We start from the raw sequence: 21,135 nt of genomic DNA, 5'->3' as shown, positions 1-21,135 counted from the left end.
ACCGCAAAAGCGCAGGACCCGCCATGAACCATGAAGAATTCAACCGCCTGGCCGCCGCCGGCTACAACCGCATCCCGGTCAGCCTGGAGCTGTTCGCCGACCTCGACACTCCGATGTCGGTTTATCTGAAGCTGGCCAACCAGCCCTATTCCTATCTGCTGGAGTCCGTCGTCGGCGGCGAGCGCTTCGGCCGCTACTCCTTCATCGGCCTGCCGTCCAATACCCGCTTGCGGGTCAATGGCCAGCAAGTGCAAGTGGAATACGGCGACAAGGTGATAGAACGCCACAGCGGCGACCCGCTGGCCTTCATCGAAGCCTTCCAGCAGCGCTTCCACACTCCGCCGCAGCCGAACCTGCCGCGCTTCGCCGGCGGCCTGGTCGGCTACTTCGGCTACGACACCATACGCCACATCGAAAAGCGGCTGGCCGAAACCGCCAAGCCCGACGCCATTGGCACCCCGGACATGCTGTTGATGGTGTCCGAGGAACTGGCGGTAGTGGACAATCTGTCCGGCAAGCTATTCCTCATCGTCTACGCCGATCCGGAAGTGCCCAACGCGCTGCTGAAGGCCGAGGCACGGCTGGCGCAACTGCGCGCGCGCCTGCGCGAGCCGCTGGAAGTGCCCTTGTCCTTGCCGTCCCAGGCCTCGCAAGCGGCTTCGGAATACGGCGAACAGGCGTTCAAGGACGCGGTGGCCGACTGCAAGCGCTACATCCAAGACGGCGACATCATGCAGGTGGTGCTGTCCCAGCGCATGCAGATGCCGTTCGCGGAGTCCCCGCTCAGCCTCTACCGCGCGCTGCGCAGCCTGAACCCGTCGCCCTATATGTTCCTCTACCACTTCGACGACTTCCACGTGGTGGGCGCCTCGCCGGAAATCCTGGTGCGCCGCGAGCGCGATACCGTCACCGTGCGCCCTATCGCCGGCACCCGCCCGCGCGGCCAGAACCGCGAGCAGGACGAAGCGCTGGCGGCCGAATTGCTGGCCGACCCCAAGGAAATCGCCGAACACGTGATGCTGATGGACCTGGGCCGCAACGACGTGGGCCGCGTTGCCACCACCGGCAGCGTGCGCGTCACCGACAATATGGCGATCGAGCGCTATTCCCACGTGATGCACATCGTGTCCAGCGTGGAGGGCAAGGTTGGCCCCGAGATATCGAACATCGACGTACTCAAGGCCACCTTCCCGGCCGGCACCCTATCCGGCGCGCCCAAGGTGCGGGCGATGGAAATCATCGACCAGTACGAACCCAGCAAGCGCGGCATCTACGGCGGCGCGGTCGGCTATCTGGGCTTTAACGGCGACATGGATCTGTGCATCGCCATCCGCACCGCGGTGTTGAAGAACCGCATGCTCTACGTGCAGGCCGGCGCCGGCATCGTCGCCGACTCCTCGCCAGACATGGAATGGCAGGAAACCCAGAACAAGGCGCGCGCCGTTCTGCGCGCCGCGGCGCTGGCCCAGCAAGGACTGGACGCCTGATCCGAACAAACGGCCCGCCTTAGCGGGCCGTTTTAGCAAGCGCACCAGCCATGCTGCGCCGACTCCAGGAGCCAAACGCTGAATCCCACCATCACGCTACGCCCCGCCAGGCGCGACGACCTGGCCTTCCTGCTGATGCTGCGCCGCGCCAGCATGGGCCCCCACTTGCAAGCGGCGCGCATGCCCTGCGATGAGGACGCGCATCTGAGCCGCATCCACCATGGTTTCGAACACGCCGCCATCATCATGGAGGGCGAGCGGGACATCGGCCTGCTCAAAGTCGCGCGTCGGCTCCCCGCCTGGCAGTTGATCCAGCTGCAACTGCTGCCGGACTACCATGGCCGCGGCCTGGGCGCGCAATTGCTCCGCGGCTTGCAGCGCGAGGCCGAACAGGCCGGAGCCGCCTTGGAGCTCAGCGTGCTGGAGCGCAATCCGGCGCGCCGGCTCTACCTGCGCCTGGGCTTTGTCGATATCCGGCACGCCGACGGCGAATTCCTGATGCGCTGGAGCGCCTGACAGGCCTAGGCCGCCGGCCACAACACCGGAAACCAATCCTCGCGCAAGCATTGACCCGGCCGCATGCCGTGATCCGGATACGGCGGCGAGGTGCGGCCCGGCCGCTCGACGTAGCGCGCGTCGTCGCCCAGCCAGCGCAAGGACAGCGCGCGCCGCCGTCCGCCGCCGGGATTGCCGCGCGCGCCATGCGCGGTGCGGAAATCGAACAATACCGCGTCGCCCGGCTCCAAGGCCCACTCCAGCACCGTCATGCCCGGTTCGCGGTCCGGGTCCGGCGCGTCGCGATAGCGGCGCGCATCGCCCTCGTAGAAGCCGGAATCGTCCTTCCAGCGCACCGGTCGCACCCACTCCTCCCAACGGTGGGAGCCGGCGATCAGCCGCAGCGTTGCCTCGCGCACCGGGTCCACCGGAATCCAGAAGCTGACGGTCTGCTCGCCGTCGACGAAGTAATACGGGATGTCCTGATGCCAGGGCGTGGGTTTGTGGGTGCCCGGCTCCTTGACCAGCACATGCTCGTGAAAGAATTGCGCGCTGGCCGAGCGCATCAGGGTGGCCGCGGCCGCCGCGGCCGGCGACGCCGTCACCACCGCTTCGAATTCGGGAATGCGCCGCCAGTTGCAATAATCCTCGAAGAAGGACCCCGGCTCGCCAGCGGCGACCACATTGCCGGCATAGGGACCGGGCGCCTGCAGATTGCGCTCGATGCCGGCGGCGATGACCTCCACCCAATCTCTGAACAGGCCACGCAGACAGATGGCGCCGTCGCTCTGAAAGGCGGCGATGTCGGCGGTGGAAATTTCGGGACAGGCTGACATGGGCTTCTCCTCCTCTTGTATGGATGCACACCGCCACTGCGGGCGACCGTCCACACTATCGCCACAAGTCCATGCCAAAATAAAATAATATGTTTTGATCATCCTCCTCGGAAAAATCGATGAAGCTGACCTTGCGTCAATTGCGCTATGCGCTGGCGGTGGCCCGTCACGGCGGCATCAGCGCGGCGGCTGAACGGCTGAACGTCTCCCAGCCGGCGGTATCCGCCGCCATCGGCGAACTGGAGGAGATCCTGGGCCAGGCCCTGTTCGTGCGCGCGCGCGGCTCCGGCATGACGACGACGCCGTTTGGCCGGCAAGCGCTGGCACAGGCGCGGCGAACCATGGAAGCCGCGATGGCGTTGGAGGGGCTGGCCGACGGCGCGGCATCCTTGGCCGGGGAGTTGGCCTTGGGCTGCTTCGAGGACTTGGCGCCTTACTGCCTGCCGCCCTTGCTGAGCGCGCTGCGCGAACGGCACCCGTCCTTGCGCGTGGAGCCGCGGGAGTGCGGCTTCGACCTGATCGGCCCGCAACTGCTGCAAGGCGGGCTGGACGCCGCCATCAGCTACGATCTGGCGCTGCCGCCCGCGCTGGCGCTGACCGAACTGCGCACGCTGGCGCCCCACGCGCTGCTGGCGGCCGATCATCCGCTGGCGCGAAACGAACAGGTGGGTTTGAGGGAATTATGCGAATGGCCGCTGCTGCTGACCGAGCAGGCATACAGCGGTGCGCATTTTCTGGACTTGCTGCGCATGCACGGCCTGCGGCCGGCGCGGCTGGAATCGGTCCGCAGTCTTGAACTGCAACGCGGCATGGTGGCTCACGGACTGGGCGTGGCCATCGCCTACACCCGGCCCAGCGGCGACCACAGCTATGACGGCCGTCCGCTGGCGCTGCGGCCCATCGCCGATCCGCTGCCGACGCAACGCATCGTGCTGGCCTGCCTGCGGGAACGCACGGACACGCCGGCCATCGCCGCCTTGCGCGAACTGGCCCAGGGCTGGTTCGCCGCCAGGCCGGAGTTTGGCGTAGGCGCGCCCGGCAACGCGGGATGAACCTTGCGCCGCGCGAGGTCTCAGCCGGCCTGCGCCTGCAGATACTGCCCTATCTTGGCCGCGCTGATCTTCTGCATGCCGCACAACTGGCCGTGACCGCACAGGTGCGCGCCATAGCGGCTGCTCAATTCGCCCTGCAGATGCGATAGCAAATGCGCGGCCATTTCCGCGTCGGCCAGCGCACGGTGGGCGCGGCCGGTGTCCGGCAAGCGCAACCAGCGCGCCAGGGTGCCCAGCTTGTGGTCCGGCGCCTGCGGCAACACCCGGCGCGACAGCAGCAGGGTACAGGCGAAATCCTGGCTGCGCGCCAGGCCCAGTTGCGCCAGCTCGTAATCCCAGAACTTGCGGTCGAAGCTGGCGTTGTGCGCGGCCAGCGGCGTGTCGCCGACGAAGCGCGCCGCCTCCGCCATCGCCACCGCCGGCGGCGGGGCATCGCGCAACATCGCGTTGCTGATGCCGGTCAGCCGCTCTATCATCGGCGGAATCCACACGCCGGCATTGATCAGGCTTTGATAGCGATCGACGATGCGGCCGTCTTCCAGCAGCGCCACGCCGATTTCGGTGGCGCGGCAATCGCGTCCCGGGGACGCGCCGTTGGTTTCGAAATCGATGACGGCGATGCGTCGACTCATTTCAGCGCCGCCCGCGCCGCTTCTTCCGGACTCAAGCCGTCGTAGTACTGGTCGGTATACCACTCCGCCTGTTCCTCGATATGCTCCTGCGCCTCCGCCACCGTGGCGCCGGCCGCCACCAGATGGGTTTCCACCTCGGCGCACCATTCCAGCAGCGCGCGGGTTTCCTCGTCCAGTTCGTCCTGTTTCTGTTTTTTGGCCATGGCCGCATCCTCCGCGCCGCTTCGGCGTGTCAAAAACCGTGCATTCTACCCGCGCCGGCCGTGGCGGCCAAACCGGATCAAACGCGCATGTGGCGGATGGACTCGCTCAGTTCGCCAAAATGGCCGCGCAGCTGCAGCAATTCGTCCTGTACTTGTTCCACCGAACGGCTGGTGGTTCCGGCATGCTCGGTCACCGCGTCGACGTTGACCAGGATTTGCGCTCCGGCCGCCTTCTGGTTGTCCAGCAGCCGGGAAATATTGCGGATGCGCTCCTCCGCCACGCCGGCCTGACGGCCGATCTGGTCCACCATGCCGCCCAGTTGTTTCACGAGTTCCACACCTTCCTCCACCTGGCCAACACCGTTTTCCATGCCGCTGACCACCTGCTCCGAGGTGGCCTGCAGCTGGGAAATGACGTTGACGATGTCCGCCGTCGCCTGCGCGGTGCGCTCCGCCAGCGCGCGCACTTCGTCGGCCACCACGGCGAAGCCGCGGCCGGATTCACCGGCACGCGCGGCTTCTATCGCGGCGTTCAAGGCCAGGAGATTGGTTTGATCGGCGATGCCGCGGATCGAATTCACCATGCCGCCTATCTTGCGGATATCGCCCTCCAGCAATTGCACGCTGTTGGCGCTGTGATGAATGGTTTGGGCCAGGTTGCCGATATTGCCCACGGTCTGCTGCACCGCCCTGCTGCCTTCGCTCGAGCATTGCCCCACTTCGCCGGCGATCTGCAAGGTGCTGTCGGCGTGCTCGGCCACGCTGGCCAGATGATCGGCGAGTTGCTGGATGGCGCCGGCCATGGACTGGGCCGAATCGGTCTGCTGCTGGCTAGCCTGCCCCACCCGCAGGGTCAACTGCGCGATCTCGTCTACCGAGCCGCCCAACGCGCCGGAGGTCTGGCCCACCTTGCCGACAATGCCCTGCAAGGTATCCATCAAGGTGTTGAATTCGCCGATGGCGGCGCCCAACTCATCGTTGCGGCCCACCGGCGCCCGGATCGACAAATCCCCGCTGCGCTCTATGCGCTGCGCCGCGTCCTTGAAGTGCTCGATCGGCGGCAGCATCGAGCGCGCCACCCACCAACACAACAAGGCCATCAGCAGCGCCGCGGCCACCGCCGCCACGATGATGACCACCGCGGCCCCCCCCCACCTGCGCCACCGAGCTATCACTCTGCCGTCGCGAGCCGTTGTCGATGGCGTCGGCCAGTTTTTCCATCTTGTCTTCCAGCAGCGCGAAATCCTGCTGAAAACCCTTCAAACTCACGGCGGCCGTCTCCGGATGCTCAAACCCGCCGGCGATGATGGCGGTCGCGGTCGCGGTATAGCGCTCCACCACGGGAAGGATCTGCTGCAGCAAGGCGCGGGCCGCTGGATCGCTGAGCTTGTCCTGGTTCTCCTTCATCGCGCCAAGGAAACGCTTGCGATGCTCGTCGACATCCTTGCGGATATCGCTGAGCGCCTCACGATCGCCGTTTTTCTGCGCCAACAAAAGCGCCAGCACATCGGCATGCACCGCGTCATGCATCATGTCGGCATCCATCTGCCGGCGCACAGCCCCCTGGCTATCTAGCAATTCGTAGATATTCCGCACCAGTTGCGCCGTGCTTTGATAGCCGACCGCGCCGATCAACAGGCAGGACACCACCGCCCCGCATGCCAACAGCCGCAGCTGTGCCCGGATTGTCAGACTCCACATCGCGGCCTCCCTTCTCAGTATTCATGCCTTCAGCATTAACACTAATACATCCCCGCGATTTCACCGAAGCAATTGGGCCGGCTACAAGTCCACCTTGCCGCGCAGCGACTTGACCTCGCCACGCCGGGTCTTGCCGGCCAGGCGGCGCTGCTTGGAACCATAGGTGGGTTTGGTGGCGCGGCGCGCCTTGGGGGTGTGGCTGACAGCGTCGATCAAGGCTTGCAGGCGCTGCAGCGCGTCGGCGCGGTTCAATTCCTGGGTGCGGTGCTGCTGCGCCTTGATCACCAGCACGCCATCCTTGTTCAGCCGCTGGTCCGGCTGAGCGAGCAGGCGCTCGCGCAGCCATTCCGGCAGCGAGGACGCACGCACGTCGAAGCGCAGATGCACCGCCGACGATACCTTGTTGACGTTTTGCCCGCCCGCGCCTTGCGCGCGCATCGCGCTGAATTCCACTTCGCGCTCGCTGATCGGATACCGCAGCTTGTCCATGATGCAGACCAACAATCAAAAGAGATAATTGTAGCGCACCCGCCGCATCCCATGGCATGGCGCGGCGTTTTATTTCAGAGTGAAATTGTATGGATATCAATAGACTGCTATTGTCTTGCGCTTGCCTGGCCGATACCCAGCCAGACGCTCTTTGCTAGTAGAACACGATGTCATTTTTCCTCGACCCACGGACAACGCTGGCCTGCACCGCCGGCTACAGCCTGGTCATCTCCCTGGTCACCTTCCTGTTTTGGCGCCGCAGCCAACGCCAGCCCGCCGTATTGGCGCTGGCCATAGGCGGCTTGCTGGACGCGGCGGCCGGCCTGCTCTATCTGGCGCCGCTGGAGCTGGATCAGGCGCTGATCTCGATCAGCTCCAAGCTGCTGATCCAGCTGGCCGCCCTGCAGGTGCTGATCGGCATCGAACGTTTTTACAATCATTCCAGCCATTACAGCCTGCCCTTGGGGCTGGCGCTGATCTTCGTGCCGCTGCTGCTGTTCACCCATAACGGCCTGGCCCACTCGGCGCTGGCGCGCCACGCCATCTTCTCGCTGGGCGGCTGCCTATTGTGGGGAATGATTTCCTGGCGCTTGTGGCAGGCGGAGCAGGACAAGCCGCGCGCCGGCAAATCGCTGGCCTCGGCGCTGGCGGTGCTGACCCTGCTGCTGGAGTTGACCCGGCTGGCGCTGGCGCTGTCCGCGGGAGAGCCGGAACTGGAAGTGGCCGGCCAAAGGCAGAACCTGCTGCTGTTGATGACGCAATGGACCGGTTACGGCGTGGTGGTTTGCCAGCTCTATCTGGTGTACGAACGGGCGATGGACCAATTGCTGCAGCAGTCGCGCAGCGACAGCCTGACCCGCTTGCTGAACCGGCGCAGTTTCGACGAGGAAGCGGTGGCCGCCTTCCGCAAGGCCCAGCGCGAACGGCGCGCGCTGTCACTGATCGTGTTGGACCTGGACCATTTCAAAAGCATCAACGACCGTCACGGCCACCTGACCGGCGACCAGGCGCTGACCGAGCTGGCGGACTGTCTGCGCCGCCAGGCGCGGCAGACCGATCTGATCGGCCGCCACGGCGGCGAGGAGTTTTGCATCCTGCTGCCGGACACCGGCCGCGAGCAGGCGGCGCAAGTAGCGGAACGGCTGCGCGCCGCCATCGCCCGCATCGAACTGCCGCTGCCGGACGCCGGCGCGCGGCTGCGTTTCACCGCCAGCCTGGGCGTGGCCTGCCTGAACAGCAGCCACGCCTCGCTGGAAAGCCTGTTCTGCGAGGCCGACGCCATGCTCTACCAGGCCAAGCATCACGGCCGCGACAAGGTGATGCTGTCGGCGCTGCCCGCCGCGGTGTGACTCAAGACCGGGCCGACTGCGCCAGGCCCTCGCACACCGGCTTTTGCGGGTCGCCGGCCGGCAACTTGGCGCACACCTCATCCAGCTGCTCGGCCAGCCGCGCCAGCGCCGCCGCCTGCTGTTGCTGCCGGCCCCAGGCCTTGAGCCGGTTCACCGCTTTTTCCAGCGAGCGCCGATTGCGCTCGTAGAAGGCGCTGGGCGTGCCGCCCGCTTCCTTGAAAATGGCGCTGGCGGTGCTCTCTATCCGCTTCTCGTCCGCCGGCGCCAGCTCAATCGCCCCACTCAGATAGCTGACGCCCCATTGCAGCCGCGTGGCCGGGCCGTTGGCGGCCTCATAAGCCTGACGATACCAGTCCAGCGCCGCCGCCTTGTCGCCGCGCTGCTTGGCGTTGGAAGCCAGGATCAGCATGTGGTAGTACGGCGCGTGGGAGCGGCCCAACTCCGCCTTCAGCAACGCGTCGGACTCATCCAGCCAGCCCGCTTGCGTCAGCAGGTCAGCGCCGGCGGTGATCACCGCCTGGCGCTCATAGGGATTGGCGGTGGCCTTGTCCGCCGCCGCCACCCGCTGTTTGACCTCTTCGCGCAAGGACCGCGGCAGCTCGCCCTTGGGCTGGTTCAAGCGCGCCAACGCCAGCCGCGAGGACAAGGCGCCCAGGCGATCGGCGGTGGACAAGCCGGCGTCCGCGGCCAGTTTTTCCAGCGCGGCGTTCCATTGCGCCGCCAGCGCCTGACGCTCCGACCCTTCCGCGCTCAAGGCCTTGACGATGTCGGCGGCGCTATTGATCAGGATGTCGGCGTTGGCGCGCGGCTGCGCCAAGGCGGCGCGCGCGACGCTCAAGCCCTGCCCTCGGTCCGCCACCGGCGCCTCCTCGCTGGCCGCTGCGGCCAGCGCTTTCAGCTTCAGCCGCTGCGCGGTGGCCGCCGGCTGCGCCGGCACCTTGTCCGCCAGGCGCGCCAGCGTCGCCGCCACCTGTTTCTCCGGCACGATCTGCGCTTGATCGGTGTCCCAGGAATAATCCGCCAGCAATTGCCAGTCGCCGTCCGCCAGCTTGTCGCCGTCCAGGGCCGCCCGCAGCAGCGCCTTCACCGGCCGCGCCGCCACCAGCCCCAGTTCCAGCGTGCGCAGATAGCGCTCCGGGTCCACCTCGCCCGGCAGGCGGGTGATCTCGGCGCCGTCCGGCCGGAACAGAATCATGGTCGGATAGCCGCGTACCTTGAACTCGCTGCCCAGTTTTTGCGCGTCCGGGCTGTCGCCGTCCAGGTAGACCGGCACGAACTGGCGGGCGCGGGCGATGAAATCCTGGCGGTTGAAAATGGTGGCCTTGACCTGATTGCACGGCGGGCACCATACCGCGCCCCAGTACAGGAATAGCGGCTTGTTTTCCGATTTGGCCTTGGCGAAGGCCGCCGCCACATCGCCCTGCAACCAGGCGATGCCGGGCGGCAGCGCATGTCCATCCGCCGGAGCGGAGGCCGCCTGCGCCGGCAAGGCCAGGCTGGCGGCGACAAAAGCCAGCGAGATCAAGGTAAGCTTCATCGCAGAATTCTCTTAGAGTTGGTTTGTCGAACCATGCTAACGCAATTATTCGAACGTAATAAAGTGCAATCCCTTCTGTGCTTAGCGATAAAAAATCCATTGTCGCGCGCGCGCCGCGCGACGCCGCCACTCCCGCCGCAAGGACAGCTCGCATGACCGCCCTACCCGCCTACTGGCTTGGCCCCCTATTGCTGGAAGACGGCTTCGAACGCGACGCCGCCGGCCAGATCATCGCCACCGCCACCCGCCGCGCCCATTTGCTGATCGCCGACGGCCGCATCGCCGAACTACGCTTCGACGCCGTCCCTGACGATGGCCGGCCGCGCCGAGACGCGCGCGGCTGGCTGGCGCTGCCGGCCTTCGCCGACATGCACATCCACCTGGACAAAGGCCATTACGGCGGGCCTTGGCGCGCCGCCACGCCCTTCGTCAGCGTGGCGGCGCGCATCCGCGAGGAACAAGGTTTCCTGCTGGATTTCCTGCCGGACACCCGGCGCCGCGCCGAAGCGCTGCTGGACCTGATCGCCGCCGACGGCGTCGCCTTCGCCCGCGTGCATTGCAATGTGGACCCGGTGGCCGGTCTCGCCACCATGGAGCAAGTGCGTCTGGCGCTGGACAGCCGCAAGCATTGGCTGGATTACGAGCTGGTCGCCTTCCCGCAGCACGGCCTGCTGTCCGGCGGCACCCTCAAGCTGATGGACCAGGCGCTGGCCTCCGGTTTCGACGTGGTCGGCGGGCTGGACCCGGCCAGCGTGGACGGCGACATCGAACGCTCGCTCAATGCCACGCTGGAGCTGGCGGTCAAGCACGATGCGCCGGTGGACCTGCATCTGCATGATCGCGGCGAGCTGGGCGCCCATACGCTGGAACGGCTGGCGCGGCTGAGCGAATCGGCCGGCCTGACCGGCCGGGTCAGCGTCAGCCACGCTTACTGCTTGGGGGAACTGGAACCGGCCCGGCTGGACCAGGTGTGCGCGGCGCTGGCCGCCAGCGGCATCTCCATCGTATCGGCGGCGCCCATCGACGTGCCTATGCCGCCGCCGCGCGTGCTGACCGCGCACGGCATTCCGCTGAGCCTGGGCAATGACAATATCAACGACCACTGGACGCCCTATAACAGCGGCAGCATCGTCGAGCGCGCCAGCCGTCTGGGCGAGCGCCACGGCTGGAACGATGAATACTCGCTGAGCCGCGCCTTGCGCCACATCAGCCGCGGCCTGACGCCGCTGGACGACGCCGGCCGCCGGGTGTGGCCGCAAGTCGGCGACGCCGCCGATCTGACTCTGGTGGACGCCTGTTGCTCCGCCGAGCTGATCGCCCGCCGCAAACCGGTGCGCGGCGTGCTGCGCGGCGGCCGGCCGGGCTGGTGGGCCGAGGGCTAGGCCCGACCAGGCTTCGTCGTCTGAAAAACGATTACAGCAACTCCAGCGCCATTGCCGTCGCCTCGCCGCCGCCTATGCACAGGCTGGCCACGCCGCGCTTGCCGCCGCGCTGACGCAGCGCCGACAGCAAGGTGATGATGATGCGCGCGCCGGAGGCGCCGATGGGGTGGCCCAGCGCGCAGGCGCCGCCGTGGACGTTGACCTTGTCGTGCGGCAGGCCCAGGTCCTGCATCGCCGCCATGGTCACCACGGCGAAAGCTTCGTTGATCTCGTAGAGATCGACATCGCCGGCGCTCCAGCCCGCCTGGGCCAACAGCTTGCGGATCGCCTCCACCGGCGCGGTGGTAAACCAGCCCGGCTCCTGGGCATGGGTGGCGTGGCCGACGATGCGGGCCAGCGGGCGCAGGCCGCGGCGCGCCGCCTCCTCCGCCGTCATCAACACCAGCGCGGCGGCGCCGTCGGAAATGGAGCTGGCGTTGGCCGGCGTCACCGTGCCGTCCTTCTTGAACGCCGGTTTCAGCGTTGGAATCTTGTCGACATTGGCCTTCAAGGGCTGCTCGTCGGTGTCCACCACCTGCTCGCCGCCGCGGCCGCTGACCGTCACCGGCGCGATCTCGTCGCGGAACAATCCATCGCGGATGGCTGCCTGGGCGCGGTTCAGCGAGGCGATGGCGAAGGCATCCTGGGCCTCACGGCTAAAGCCGTATTTCTCCGCGCACCATTCGGCGAACACGCCCATCAGCTTGCCCTTGTCGTAAGCGTCCTCCAGACCGTCCAGGAACATATGATCCTTGATCTCGCCATGGCCCAGGCGCAGGCCGGCCCGCGCCTTGGTCATCAGATAGGGCGCGTTGCTCATGCTCTCCATGCCGCCGGCCACCATCACCCGCGCGCTGCCGGCGCGCAACAAATCATGGGCCAGCATCGCCGCCTTCATGCCGGAACCGCACATCTTGTTGACCGTGGTGCAGTTCACCGCCAGCGGCAGGCCGGCGCCCAGCGCCGCCTGGCGCGCCGGCGCCTGGCCCTGGCCGGCCGGCAGCACGCAGCCGACGATGGCTTCGTCGATGTCCGCCGCCGGCACGCCGGCGCGCTCCACCGCGGCCTGGATCGCCGCCGCGCCCAGCTCCGCCGCCGTCTTGGACGCCAAAGCGCCCTGGAAGCCGCCCATGGCGGTGCGCGCCATGCCCACGATCACGATGTCTTGCTGTTGCATTGCTCACTCCTCAAGTCGATTGCCGGGCATCCACTCCGCGCTTGTCCAGCGTTTTCTCGCACTGATGCCGCAATTGGGAAATTTCGCTCAATACCACCTTGATGTCTTCCATCTGCTCCTGCAACTGCTGCTCCTTGCGCTGCAGGATGCGGATGAATTCGTGCAGCTGCGGCGCGTCGTCGCTGGCCGCGTCATAGAGCGCGAACAGCTCGCGGATTTCCTGCAAGGACAGGCCGATGCGCTTGCCGCGCAGGATCAGCATCAGCCGCACCCGGTCGCGCCGGCTGTAGATGCGGCGCTGTCCCGCCCGCAGCGGCTCCAGCAATTGCTGGTCTTCGTAAAAGCGGATGGTGCGCGTGGTCACGTCGAACTCCTGTGCCAGTTCGGTAATGCTGTAGGTCTGCTCCGCCATCTTCCTCTCCCGCCTCTCCGGCGCCGCCGGACCATTCGCGCAACATTCGCCGTTGCGCTTGTCATTGTTGATTGACGTTAACGTAAACGTCAAGCTATCTTGAATACAGCATAGAGCAAATAGTCGAGGAAACAACATGCAAGCCAAAATCGCAGTGGTGGGCGCCGGCACCATGGGCAACGGCATCGCCCAGGTTTTCGCCAGCCACGGTTACGAAGTGCGCCTGGCCGACGTCAGCCAGGCCGCGCTGGACAAGGGCCTGGCCGCCGTCGCCTCCAGCCTGGCGCGCCTGGTGAAGAAAGGCCAACTGGCCGAGGCCGACGTCCCCGCCATTCTCGCCCGCATCCAGACCACCACCCGCCTGGCCGATCTGGCCGACCGCGACCTGGTGGTGGAAGCCGCCACCGAGAACGCCGCGGTCAAGGAAAGCATCTTCCGCGAACTGGCCGCCGTGGTGCGCCCGGACGCGGTGCTGGCGTCCAACACCTCGTCGATTTCACTAACCCGCATCGCCAGCTGGGTCAGCCAGCCGGAGCGCGTGGTGGGCATGCACTTCATGAACCCGGTGCCGGTGATGCAGTTGGTGGAAATCATCCGCGCGCTGCAAACCGGCGACGCCGCCTACCGGCTGGTCTACGAATTGAGCCAGGCGCTGGGCAAGACCCCGGTCACGGTCAAGGACGCCGCCGGCTTCGTTTCCAACCGGGTGCTGATGCCGATGATCAACGAGGCCGCCTTCACGCTGCACGAAAACCTAGCCAGCGCCGAGGACATCGACACCGTGATGAAGCTGGGCATGAACCATCCCATCGGTCCGCTGGCCTTGGCGGACCTGATAGGCCTGGACACCTGCTTGTCCATCATGGACATCCTCTACACCGAATTCCGCGACAGCAAATACCGCGCCTGCCCGCTGCTGGCCCAACTGGTGCAGGCCGGCCACCTGGGCCGCAAGAGCGGCAAGGGCTTTTACAGCTACGCCTGAGCCGGCGCCGCCGGCAACGGGCTTTATTCAAGATCAGACGGAGGCAGCACCATGACCCAGGCAGTCCCCACCATCAAATTGCTGATCGGCGGCGAATTCGTCGAATCCCGCAGCGCCGAATGGCGTGACATCGTCAACCCGGCCACCCAGGAAGTGCTGGCGCGGGTGCCTATGGCCACCCAGGACGAAGTCGACGCCGCCGTCAGCGCCGCCAAGACCGCCTTCGCCAGCTGGAAGAAAACCGCCATCGGCGCGCGCGCGCGCATCTTCCTGAAATACCAGCAGTTGATCCGCGAGCACATGAAGGAACTGGCGGCGCTGCTGACCGCCGAGCAAGGCAAGACCCTGGCCGACGCCGAGGGCGACATCTTCCGCGGCCTGGAAGTGGTGGAGCACGCGTCCGCCATCGGCAATCTGCAACTGGGCGAATACGCGGAGAACGTCGCCGGCGGCGTCGACACTTATACCGTGCTGCAGCCGCTGGGCGTCTGCGCCGGCATCACCCCGTTCAACTTCCCGGCGATGATTCCGCTGTGGATGTTCCCGATGGCCATCGCCACCGGCAACACCTTTGTGCTCAAACCGTCGGAACAAGACCCGATGGTGACCATGCGCCTGGTGGAACTGGCGCTGGAAGCCGGCATTCCGGCCGGCGTGCTCAATGTGGTGCATGGCGGCGAACAGGTGGTCAACGCGCTGTGCGACCACCGCGACATCAAGGCGGTGTCCTTCGTCGGCTCCACCAAGGTGGGCACTCATGTGCACCAGCGCGCCAGCCTCAGCGGCAAGCGCACCCAGTGCATGATGGGCGCCAAGAACCACGCCATCGTGCTGCCGGACGCCAATAAGGAACAGGCGCTGAACCAACTGACCGGAGCCGCTTTCGGCGCCGCCGGCCAGCGCTGCATGGCGCTGTCGGTGGCGGTGCTGGTGGGCGAGGCCCAGCAGTGGATTCCGGAACTGGTGGCCAAGGCGCGCGGCCTGAGCGTGGGCGCCGGCAAGGACAACCCGGACCTGGGCCCGCTGATCTCCTGCGCCGCCCGCGAACGCGTGGCCGGCCTGATCGCCCGTGGCGTGGAAGAAGGCGCGCGCCTGGAGCTGGACGGCCGCGACATCCAGGTGGCCGGCTACGAGCGCGGCAACTTCGTCGGCCCCACCATCTTCTCCGGCGTCAAACCGGAAATGAGCGTCTACCATCAGGAAGTCTTCGGCCCGGTGCTGTGTCTGATGGCGGCGGATTCGCTGGACGACGCCATCGCCATCGTCAACGCCAATCCCAACGGCAACGGCACCGCGGTGTTCACCCAGAGCGGCGCGGCGGCGCGCAAATTCCAGGAAGAGATCGACGTCGGCCAGGTGGGCATCAACGTGCCCATCCCGGTGCCGGTGCCGCTGTTCAGCTTCACCGGCTCGCGCGGCTCCAAGCTGGGCGACCTCGGCCCCTACGGCAAGCAGGTCGTGCTGTTCTACACCCAGACCAAGACCGTCACCAGCCGCTGGTTCGACGACGCCGCCAGCGGCGGCAAGGTCAACACCACCATTTCGCTGCGCTGACCGGGAGCCCGCCATGGATTTCGCACTGACCGAAGAACAAATCGCCTTTCAGGACAGCGCCCGCGACTTCGCCGCCAGCGAGCTCGCGCCGCGCGCCGCGGAATGGGACGAAGAGGAAACCTTCCCGCTGGAGGTGATCCGCCGCAGCGGCGAGATGGGCTTTCTCGGCCTGTACACGCCGGAAGCCTACGGTGGCCTGGGCCTATCGCGGCAGGACTCCGCCATCGTCTTCGAAGAACTGGCCGCCGGCTGCACCTCCACCGCCGCCTATCTGACCATACACAATATGGTCAGCTGGATGATAGCCAGCTTCGGCAGCCCGGAACTGGCCGAGCGCTGGGTGCCGCGCATGGTCAGCGGCGAGTTGCTGGGCAGCTACTGCCTGACCGAGCCCGGCGCCGGCTCCGACGCCGCCTCGCTGAAGACCCGCGCCGAGCGCAAGGGCGACAGCTATGTGCTCAACGGCTCCAAGATGTTCATCTCCGGCGCCGGCAGCACCCAGGTGCTGGTGGTGATGGCGCGCACCGGCGGCCCCGGCCCCAAGGGCGTGTCCGCCTTCGTGGTGCCGGCGGACGCGCCCGGCGTGCAATACGGCAAGAAAGAGAAAAAAATGGGCTGGAACAGCCAGCCCACCCGCGCCATCACCTTCGACAATGTGGAAATCCCGGCCGCCAACCGGCTGGGCGAGGAAGGCCAGGGCTTCGCCTTCGCGATGAAGGGCCTGGACGGCGGCCGCATCAATATCGCCACCTGCGCGGTGGGCACCGCCCAGGCCGCGCTGGCCGCCGCCCAGCGCTATGTGCAGGAACGCCAGCAATTCGGCCAGCCGCTGGCCGAGCTGCAAAGCGTGCAGTTCCGGCTGGCGGACATGCTGACCGAGCTGGTGGCCGCGCGGCAGATGGTGCGGCTGGCGGCGTGGAAACTGGACCAGGCCAGCCCGGATGCCGGCGCTTATTGCGCCATGGCAAAGCGGCTGGCCACCGATTTGAGTTTCAATGTGGCCAACAACGCGCTGCAACTATTCGGCGGCTACGGCTATCTGAAGGACTTCCCGCTGGAACGCCATGTGCGCGACCTGCGCGTGCACCAGATTCTGGAAGGCACCAATGAAGTGATGCGGATGATCGTGGCGCGCAAGCTGTTGCAGGACGGCGCGCTGGAAACCCTGCGCTGAGCGAAGCCGGAAATATCCCTGATGCTGTGTTGCGCCGGCTTGCCTCAGCCGCTTCGCTGGATTTTTCCGGATTAGCTCATCCACACCGAATCCATAAAGGCATACGCTATGAATCATTACGCCCACCTCAACGTGGAAAAACGCGGCCACACCGCCGTGATCACCATAGACAATCCGCCGGCCAACACCTGGAACCGCGACAGCCTGAGCGCGCTGAAGCAGCTGGTGGCGGACCTGAACGCCGACCGCGACACCTACGCGCTGGTGATCACCGGCCAGGGCGAGAAATTCTTCTCCGCCGGCGCCGACTTAAACCTGTTCGCCGACGGTGACAAAAAGGTGGCCACCGAGATGACCATGCTGTTCGGCGAGGCCTTCGAGGCCTTGTCCGCCTTCCGCGGCGTCAGCATCGCCGCCGTCAACGGCTATGCGATGGGCGGCGGCCTGGAGTGCGCGCTGGCCTGCGACATCCGCATCGCCGAAGAACAGGCGCAAATGGCGCTGCCGGAAGCCGGCGTCGGCCTGCTACCCTGCGCCGGCGGCACCCAGAACCTGCCCTGGCTGGTGGGCGAAGGCTGGGCCAAGCGCATGATTCTGTGCGGCGAGCGCATCGACGCGCGCACCGCCGAGCGCATCGGCCTGGTGGAAGAAGTGGTGGCCAAGGGCCAGGCGCTGGACGCCGCGCTCAAGCTGGCGGAAAAAGCCGCGCGCCAGTCGCCATCCTCTGTGGCGGTGTGCAAGCAGCTGGTGCAGCGCGCGCGGCTGCAGCCGCCGGCGCACAACCTGATCCACGAGCGCGAGGGCTTCATCAAGCTGTTCGACACCCAGGACCAGGGCGAAGGCACCCGTGCCTTCCTGGAAAAACGCGCGCCGCAATGGAAGAACGCCTGACCCTCACCCAAGGACGAATCCGCCATGTCCAACCTGGTACTGTTTGAAGAACTGCCGGTCCGCGGCGGCCAGCGCATCGCCATCGCCACGCTGAACGCGGAAAAATCGCTGAACGCGCTGACGCTGGAGATGATACGGCTGCTGGACGCGCGCTTGAGCGCCTGGGAGAACGACGACGCCGTGGTGGCCGTGCTGCTGCGCGGCGCCGGCGACAAGGCCTTCTGCGCCGGCGGCGACGTGCGCTCGCTGCGCGCCGCGCTGCTGGAAGACGGCGAGGTCTACCCCAACCCGCACGCCGTCGCCTTCTTCAGCGAGGAATACCGGCTCGATTACCGCATCCACCGCTACCGCAAGCCGCTGATCGTCTGGGGCGGCGGCATCGTCATGGGCGGCGGACTGGGCCTGATGGCCGGCGCCAGCCACCGCGTGGCCACCCCGGCCACCCGCATCGCGATGCCGGAAATCACCATAGGCCTGTACCCGGACGTGGCCGGCAGCTGGTTCCTGCAACGGATGCCGGCCAAGCTCGGCCTGTTCCTGGGCCTGACCGGCGCGCCGCTGAACGCCGGCGACGCGCTGCTGTGCAATCTGGCCGACCATGTGCTGCCGGCCGACGGCCAGGCCGCGCTGCTGACCGCGCTGCGCGATCTGGCCTGGGAGCAGCCGGCGGAACGCCACCACGGCCTGGTCAGCGCCCTGCTCAACGAGATGGAGCGCGACGTGGCGCTGCCGGAGGCCAACGCCGGCCGCAATCTGCTGGCGGTGCATCAGTTGATGAACCGCGGCAGCCTGGAAGCGGTGGCCACCGCGCTGCGCGACACCGCCTTCGAAGACCCGTGGCTGGCCGCCGCCGCCAAGAGCTTCGCCCACGGCTGCCCGACTTCCGCCGCCGTCTGCTGGGAAATCTTCCAGCGCGCCAAACACCTGTCCCTGGCCGAAGTCCTGCGCATGGAGCTGGCGCTGTCGGTCAACTTCTGCGCCAAGCCGGACTTCCGCGAAGGCGTGCGCGCGCTGCTGGTGGACAAGGACCGCGCGCCGCAATGGCATTGCCGCGAGCTGGGCGACATTCCGCCGGGCTGGGTGGACAGCCATTTCGATTCGCCGTGGACTGAGGCCGACCACCCGCTGGCCGCCCTCCAATAACAATCGAGGAGACAGAAGATGCAAACCATCGCCTTCATCGGTCTGGGCAATATGGGCGGCCCCATGGCCGCCAACCTGCTGAAGCAGGGTTATCAGCTGAACGTGTTCGACCTGTCCGCCGACGCGCTGGCCAAGCTGGTCGCCGCCGGCGCGCGCGCGGCCGCCAGCGCCGCCGATGCCGCCCATGGCGCCGACGCGGTGATTTCCATGCTGCCGGCCGGCCGCCACGTGGAAGGCTTGTACCTGGGCGAGTCCGGCCTGTTCGCGCAACTGCCGGCCGGCACCCTGGTCATCGATTGCAGCACCATAGACGCCGCCACCGCGCGCAAGGTGGCCGCCGCGGCCGACGCCGTCGGCCTCAAGATGCTGGACGCGCCGGTGTCTGGCGGCACCGCCGGCGCCGCCGCCGGCACCTTGACCTTCATCGTCGGCGGCGCCGCCGCCGAGCTGGAACGGGCGCGGGCCTTGCTGCAGGCGATGGGCAAGAACATTTTCCACGCCGGCGCCGCCGGCGCCGGCCAGACCGCCAAGATCTGCAACAATATGCTGCTGGGCATCCTGATGGCCGGCACCGCCGAGGCGCTGGCGTTGGGCGTGAAGAACGGGCTGGACCCCAAGGTGCTGTCCGACATCATCAGCCAGAGCTCCGGCCGCAACTGGGCCACCGAGCTGTACAACCCCTGGCCCGGCGTGATGGAGAACGCGCCGGCCAGCCGCGGCTACAGCGGCGGCTTCATGACCGAACTGATGCTGAAAGACCTGGGCCTGGCCGAGGAAACCGCGCTGCACAGCCACGCGGCCAATCCGCTGGGATCGCTGGCCCGCAATCTGTACGAGGAACACGCGCAAGCCGGTTTCGGCAAACTGGATTTCTCCAGCATCCTCAAGCACTTCCACCCGCTGGATTGAATACTGGCGCGGCCCCGCCTTGGGGCCGCTGACAAGACTCCGGAGGCCAGCCGCCACGCATTTGGCGCGGCAAGTCCGTCCGGGTGGTGAATGACGGTCAATGCTTGACCAGGCCAAAGAAGCGCCGGATCTTGTCCACCAGCTCCGCCCGCTGCGGCGCGCCGTGCCCCTCCTGCCAATCCTGCGGCAGCTTGCGGGTGCGCTCGGCCAGCCGCTCCGCCAGAATCGACGAGATCGCCTCGGCCAATTCCTTGCGCGAACTCAGAATGGACTGGAAGGACTCCTTGTCCAGCCGCAGGCATTCCACATTGGAACGCGCGATCACGGTGCCGCTGCGCGCCTCGCCGGTCATCAAGCCCATTTCGCCGAAGAAGTTGCCGCCCTCCAGCACATCCACCAGCTTGCGGCTGCCGTCCGGCAGATTCACCCACACCTCCACCTCGCCATTGAGCATGATGTAGAGCCAGTGCGCGACCGCGCCCTGATGCATGATGATGTCGCCGGTGACGAAGGGGGTGAACTTGAGCTGGTCGGCCAACACCACCAGTTCCTCGTCATTGAGGCTGGACAGCAGTTCCACCTTGCGCAGCGCCTGCACCCGCTCTTCCAGATGCTTCTTCATCCGCGCTTCCATGTACTTCTCATTGTCCTTGATGGTCAGCACATTGTAGTGCGGCGAGGACATTTTCAGATTATGGCGGCGCAAGGCGGCGTCGATATGGGTGCGCACCACCGAATCGGTCAAATCGTCGGCGGCGAGATCGGTCAGCCAGTAACGCACCGCGTACTTGCTGTAGCCGTTCTCGAAACCCATCAGAATGCAGTTGGGCTCCGGCGACAAGGCCACGCCGGGCAGTTGCGCCTCGCGCAAGGAGCGCTCCACCACGGAGATGATCTGATTCGGCAGCGTGTCCCAATTGATGTTGAACCACACCCAACGCCGCCATTGCAGCGGCACGCCCTGACGCTTGCCCAGAATGGCGAACTGCCCCTTCATCAGCTGGCTGTTGGGAATCACCACGGTTTCCCAGTTGCGGGTTTCCACCAGAGTGGCGCGCCAATTGATTTCCACCACTCGGCCGGACAGTTCGCCGGACTTGATCCAGTCTCCCACCTCCACTGAATTATCCAGCTGCAACGACAGGCCGGCCAGGATATTGCCCAGCGTGTCCTGCATCGAGAACGCCAGCACGCCGGTGATCACCGCCGAGGTGGTGACGATGTGGCTCAGGTCCAGGCCGGCCAGGCGCAACAGCACCAGGCCCCAGCCGACGCAGCCCAGCACCAGCAGGATGTCCTCCAGAATGCGCGGCGGATGCAGGCGCAGCAGCGGCAGAAACAGCCGCATCAACATCATCGCCCATAGCCGGATCAGCGCCAGGCCCAGCACGATGATGGCGACCTGCTTCAGCCATTCGGCGATCTGATCGCCCTGCAAGCCCAGATTGATCACCACCAGCGCCACGGCGGCGGCCAGCAGCGAGCGCAGCGTCGATTTGCGGGTTTCCGGCCGCAGCAGATAGAGCAAGGCGGCGCAGGCGGCGGTCAGCGCCACGAACAGCGTCAGGCTGTCGTGCCACGCCTGGGGCACCAGTTTTTCCAGCCAGCTAACCGTGGGGGCCGTATCCATGCCGCCTCCGCGCTGAAGTCTTGATGGGAAAGCGCCGATGGCGCCGCCGCGGCAGGAG

21 protein-coding genes are annotated in these 21,135 nt (G+C 66.6%); 11 read left to right on the top strand and 10 right to left on the bottom strand.

Going from position 1 to position 21,135, the window contains the following annotated elements; translation table 11 throughout:
• The first annotated feature begins 23 nt into the window (after nucleotides 1-23).
• Complete coding sequence (gene trpE / locus ACE3QM_RS10470; RefSeq protein WP_374421636.1) at nucleotides 24-1,487, top strand: anthranilate synthase component I; 1,464 nt, start codon at nucleotides 24-26, stop codon at nucleotides 1,485-1,487.
• 153 nt (nucleotides 1,488-1,640) lie between these two features.
• Nucleotides 1,641-2,003 carry a GNAT family N-acetyltransferase gene (locus ACE3QM_RS10465; protein ID WP_374421635.1) on the top strand — a complete coding sequence of 121 codons (363 nt, stop codon included), beginning with the start codon at nucleotides 1,641-1,643 and terminating at the stop codon, nucleotides 2,001-2,003.
• Between the two features lie 5 nt (nucleotides 2,004-2,008).
• Here ACE3QM_RS10465 and ACE3QM_RS10460 read toward each other — a convergent pair whose 3' ends face one another.
• On the bottom strand, nucleotides 2,009-2,818 hold the full coding sequence (locus tag ACE3QM_RS10460; RefSeq protein WP_374421634.1) for a phytanoyl-CoA dioxygenase family protein: 810 nt from the start codon (nucleotides 2,816-2,818) through the stop codon (nucleotides 2,009-2,011).
• A 119-nt stretch (nucleotides 2,819-2,937) separates the two neighbouring features.
• On the opposite strand from ACE3QM_RS10460, the gene ACE3QM_RS10455 reads away from it, so the two are divergent.
• Complete coding sequence (locus ACE3QM_RS10455) at nucleotides 2,938-3,870, top strand: LysR family transcriptional regulator (RefSeq protein WP_374421633.1); 933 nt, start codon at nucleotides 2,938-2,940, stop codon at nucleotides 3,868-3,870.
• Nucleotides 3,871-3,890: 20 nt separating this feature from the next.
• On the opposite strand, the gene ACE3QM_RS10450 is transcribed toward ACE3QM_RS10455, so the two are convergent.
• From ACE3QM_RS10450 to arfB, 5 genes are all read right to left on the bottom strand, one after another.
• Complete coding sequence (locus ACE3QM_RS10450) at nucleotides 3,891-4,502, bottom strand: PolC-type DNA polymerase III (RefSeq protein ID WP_231460778.1); 612 nt, start codon at nucleotides 4,500-4,502, stop codon at nucleotides 3,891-3,893.
• On the bottom strand, nucleotides 4,499-4,705 hold the full coding sequence (locus ACE3QM_RS10445) for a hypothetical protein (protein ID WP_019101381.1): 207 nt from the start codon (nucleotides 4,703-4,705) through the stop codon (nucleotides 4,499-4,501). The genes ACE3QM_RS10450 and ACE3QM_RS10445 overlap by 4 nt, the downstream gene beginning before the upstream one ends.
• Before the next feature lie 77 nt (nucleotides 4,706-4,782).
• Entirely contained in the window at nucleotides 4,783-5,772 is a 990-nt protein-coding gene (locus tag ACE3QM_RS10440) for a methyl-accepting chemotaxis protein (RefSeq protein ID WP_374421652.1), read from the bottom strand.
• Nucleotides 5,678-6,406: a hypothetical protein gene (locus tag ACE3QM_RS10435; protein WP_374421632.1), complete on the bottom strand. Its 729-nt coding sequence runs from the start codon at nucleotides 6,404-6,406 to the stop codon at nucleotides 5,678-5,680. The genes ACE3QM_RS10440 and ACE3QM_RS10435 overlap by 95 nt, the downstream gene beginning before the upstream one ends.
• 81 nt (nucleotides 6,407-6,487) lie before the next feature.
• On the bottom strand, nucleotides 6,488-6,895 hold the full coding sequence (gene arfB / locus ACE3QM_RS10430) for an alternative ribosome rescue aminoacyl-tRNA hydrolase ArfB (protein WP_374421631.1): 408 nt from the start codon (nucleotides 6,893-6,895) through the stop codon (nucleotides 6,488-6,490).
• Nucleotides 6,896-7,062: 167 nt separating this feature from the next.
• Between arfB and ACE3QM_RS10425 the strand changes: the two genes are divergently transcribed.
• Nucleotides 7,063-8,244, top strand: a complete 1,182-nt coding sequence (locus ACE3QM_RS10425; protein ID WP_374421630.1) for a diguanylate cyclase — start codon at nucleotides 7,063-7,065, stop codon at nucleotides 8,242-8,244.
• A 1-nt stretch (nucleotide 8,245) separates the two neighbouring features.
• Here the strand turns inward: ACE3QM_RS10425 and ACE3QM_RS10420 are convergent, their stop codons facing one another.
• Entirely contained in the window at nucleotides 8,246-9,781 is a 1,536-nt protein-coding gene (locus ACE3QM_RS10420; RefSeq protein ID WP_374421629.1) for a thioredoxin family protein, read from the bottom strand.
• A gap of 152 nt (nucleotides 9,782-9,933) precedes the next feature.
• On the opposite strand from ACE3QM_RS10420, the gene ACE3QM_RS10415 reads away from it, so the two are divergent.
• A complete protein-coding gene (locus tag ACE3QM_RS10415) occupies nucleotides 9,934-11,163 on the top strand; it encodes an amidohydrolase (RefSeq protein WP_374421628.1) in 1,230 nt (409 codons plus the stop codon).
• Nucleotides 11,164-11,194: 31 nt separating this feature from the next.
• Here ACE3QM_RS10415 and ACE3QM_RS10410 read toward each other — a convergent pair whose 3' ends face one another.
• Together ACE3QM_RS10410 and ACE3QM_RS10405 are read right to left on the bottom strand one after the other, a co-directional pair.
• A complete protein-coding gene (locus tag ACE3QM_RS10410) occupies nucleotides 11,195-12,379 on the bottom strand; it encodes an acetyl-CoA C-acetyltransferase (protein WP_374421627.1) in 1,185 nt (394 codons plus the stop codon).
• 10 nt (nucleotides 12,380-12,389) lie between these two features.
• On the bottom strand, nucleotides 12,390-12,791 hold the full coding sequence (locus ACE3QM_RS10405) for a MerR family DNA-binding transcriptional regulator (RefSeq protein WP_374421626.1): 402 nt from the start codon (nucleotides 12,789-12,791) through the stop codon (nucleotides 12,390-12,392).
• A 136-nt stretch (nucleotides 12,792-12,927) separates the two neighbouring features.
• Here ACE3QM_RS10405 and ACE3QM_RS10400 point away from each other — a divergent pair, with 136 nt between their 5' ends.
• From ACE3QM_RS10400 to mmsB, 6 genes are all read left to right on the top strand, one after another.
• Entirely contained in the window at nucleotides 12,928-13,776 is an 849-nt protein-coding gene (locus ACE3QM_RS10400; protein ID WP_227108171.1) for a 3-hydroxybutyryl-CoA dehydrogenase, read from the top strand.
• Nucleotides 13,777-13,827: 51 nt separating this feature from the next.
• Entirely contained in the window at nucleotides 13,828-15,330 is a 1,503-nt protein-coding gene (locus ACE3QM_RS10395; RefSeq protein ID WP_374421624.1) for a CoA-acylating methylmalonate-semialdehyde dehydrogenase, read from the top strand.
• A 13-nt stretch (nucleotides 15,331-15,343) separates the two neighbouring features.
• Nucleotides 15,344-16,504: an acyl-CoA dehydrogenase family protein gene (locus ACE3QM_RS10390; RefSeq protein WP_227108167.1), complete on the top strand. Its 1,161-nt coding sequence runs from the start codon at nucleotides 15,344-15,346 to the stop codon at nucleotides 16,502-16,504.
• A 108-nt stretch (nucleotides 16,505-16,612) separates the two neighbouring features.
• Complete coding sequence (locus tag ACE3QM_RS10385; protein ID WP_374421623.1) at nucleotides 16,613-17,395, top strand: enoyl-CoA hydratase; 783 nt, start codon at nucleotides 16,613-16,615, stop codon at nucleotides 17,393-17,395.
• Nucleotides 17,396-17,419: 24 nt separating this feature from the next.
• Nucleotides 17,420-18,538, top strand: a complete 1,119-nt coding sequence (locus ACE3QM_RS10380) for an enoyl-CoA hydratase/isomerase family protein (RefSeq protein ID WP_374421622.1) — start codon at nucleotides 17,420-17,422, stop codon at nucleotides 18,536-18,538.
• An 18-nt stretch (nucleotides 18,539-18,556) separates the two neighbouring features.
• Nucleotides 18,557-19,447 (top strand): 3-hydroxyisobutyrate dehydrogenase, encoded by an 891-nt coding sequence (mmsB, locus tag ACE3QM_RS10375; RefSeq protein WP_374421621.1) that lies wholly within the window; start codon nucleotides 18,557-18,559, stop codon nucleotides 19,445-19,447.
• A gap of 97 nt (nucleotides 19,448-19,544) precedes the next feature.
• Here mmsB and ACE3QM_RS10370 read toward each other — a convergent pair whose 3' ends face one another.
• Nucleotides 19,545-21,077, bottom strand: a complete 1,533-nt coding sequence (locus tag ACE3QM_RS10370; RefSeq protein ID WP_048411059.1) for a mechanosensitive ion channel family protein — start codon at nucleotides 21,075-21,077, stop codon at nucleotides 19,545-19,547.
• Nucleotides 21,078-21,135: the final 58 nt, after the last annotated feature.

Origin of the sequence: Chromobacterium sp. (assembly GCF_041912965.1) — a bacterium.
In the GTDB taxonomy this organism is placed as follows: Bacteria; Pseudomonadota; Gammaproteobacteria; order Burkholderiales; family Chromobacteriaceae; genus Chromobacterium; species Chromobacterium aquaticum.
Note: the sequence above shows the minus strand (reverse complement) of the source record. Positions and strands in the feature narration are given on the sequence as shown.

Coding starts and splice junctions, on each gene's coding strand:
- trpE (WP_374421636.1), top strand. CDS start 24: ATGAACCATGAAGAATTCAACCGCCTGGCCGCCGCCGGCTACAACCGC.
- ACE3QM_RS10465 (WP_374421635.1), top strand. CDS start 1,641: ATGGGCCCCCACTTGCAAGCGGCGCGCATGCCCTGCGATGAGGACGCG.
- ACE3QM_RS10460 (WP_374421634.1), bottom strand. CDS start 2,818: ATGTCAGCCTGTCCCGAAATTTCCACCGCCGACATCGCCGCCTTTCAG.
- ACE3QM_RS10455 (WP_374421633.1), top strand. CDS start 2,938: ATGAAGCTGACCTTGCGTCAATTGCGCTATGCGCTGGCGGTGGCCCGT.
- ACE3QM_RS10450 (WP_231460778.1), bottom strand. CDS start 4,502: ATGAGTCGACGCATCGCCGTCATCGATTTCGAAACCAACGGCGCGTCC.
- ACE3QM_RS10445 (WP_019101381.1), bottom strand. CDS start 4,705: ATGGCCAAAAAACAGAAACAGGACGAACTGGACGAGGAAACCCGCGCG.
- ACE3QM_RS10440 (WP_374421652.1), bottom strand. CDS start 5,772: ATGCTGCCGCCGATCGAGCACTTCAAGGACGCGGCGCAGCGCATAGAG.
- ACE3QM_RS10435 (WP_374421632.1), bottom strand. CDS start 6,406: ATGTGGAGTCTGACAATCCGGGCACAGCTGCGGCTGTTGGCATGCGGG.
- arfB (WP_374421631.1), bottom strand. CDS start 6,895: ATGGACAAGCTGCGGTATCCGATCAGCGAGCGCGAAGTGGAATTCAGC.
- ACE3QM_RS10425 (WP_374421630.1), top strand. CDS start 7,063: ATGTCATTTTTCCTCGACCCACGGACAACGCTGGCCTGCACCGCCGGC.
- ACE3QM_RS10420 (WP_374421629.1), bottom strand. CDS start 9,781: ATGAAGCTTACCTTGATCTCGCTGGCTTTTGTCGCCGCCAGCCTGGCC.
- ACE3QM_RS10415 (WP_374421628.1), top strand. CDS start 9,934: ATGACCGCCCTACCCGCCTACTGGCTTGGCCCCCTATTGCTGGAAGAC.
- ACE3QM_RS10410 (WP_374421627.1), bottom strand. CDS start 12,379: ATGCAACAGCAAGACATCGTGATCGTGGGCATGGCGCGCACCGCCATG.
- ACE3QM_RS10405 (WP_374421626.1), bottom strand. CDS start 12,791: ATGGCGGAGCAGACCTACAGCATTACCGAACTGGCACAGGAGTTCGAC.
- ACE3QM_RS10400 (WP_227108171.1), top strand. CDS start 12,928: ATGCAAGCCAAAATCGCAGTGGTGGGCGCCGGCACCATGGGCAACGGC.
- ACE3QM_RS10395 (WP_374421624.1), top strand. CDS start 13,828: ATGACCCAGGCAGTCCCCACCATCAAATTGCTGATCGGCGGCGAATTC.
- ACE3QM_RS10390 (WP_227108167.1), top strand. CDS start 15,344: ATGGATTTCGCACTGACCGAAGAACAAATCGCCTTTCAGGACAGCGCC.
- ACE3QM_RS10385 (WP_374421623.1), top strand. CDS start 16,613: ATGAATCATTACGCCCACCTCAACGTGGAAAAACGCGGCCACACCGCC.
- ACE3QM_RS10380 (WP_374421622.1), top strand. CDS start 17,420: ATGTCCAACCTGGTACTGTTTGAAGAACTGCCGGTCCGCGGCGGCCAG.
- mmsB (WP_374421621.1), top strand. CDS start 18,557: ATGCAAACCATCGCCTTCATCGGTCTGGGCAATATGGGCGGCCCCATG.
- ACE3QM_RS10370 (WP_048411059.1), bottom strand. CDS start 21,077: ATGGATACGGCCCCCACGGTTAGCTGGCTGGAAAAACTGGTGCCCCAG.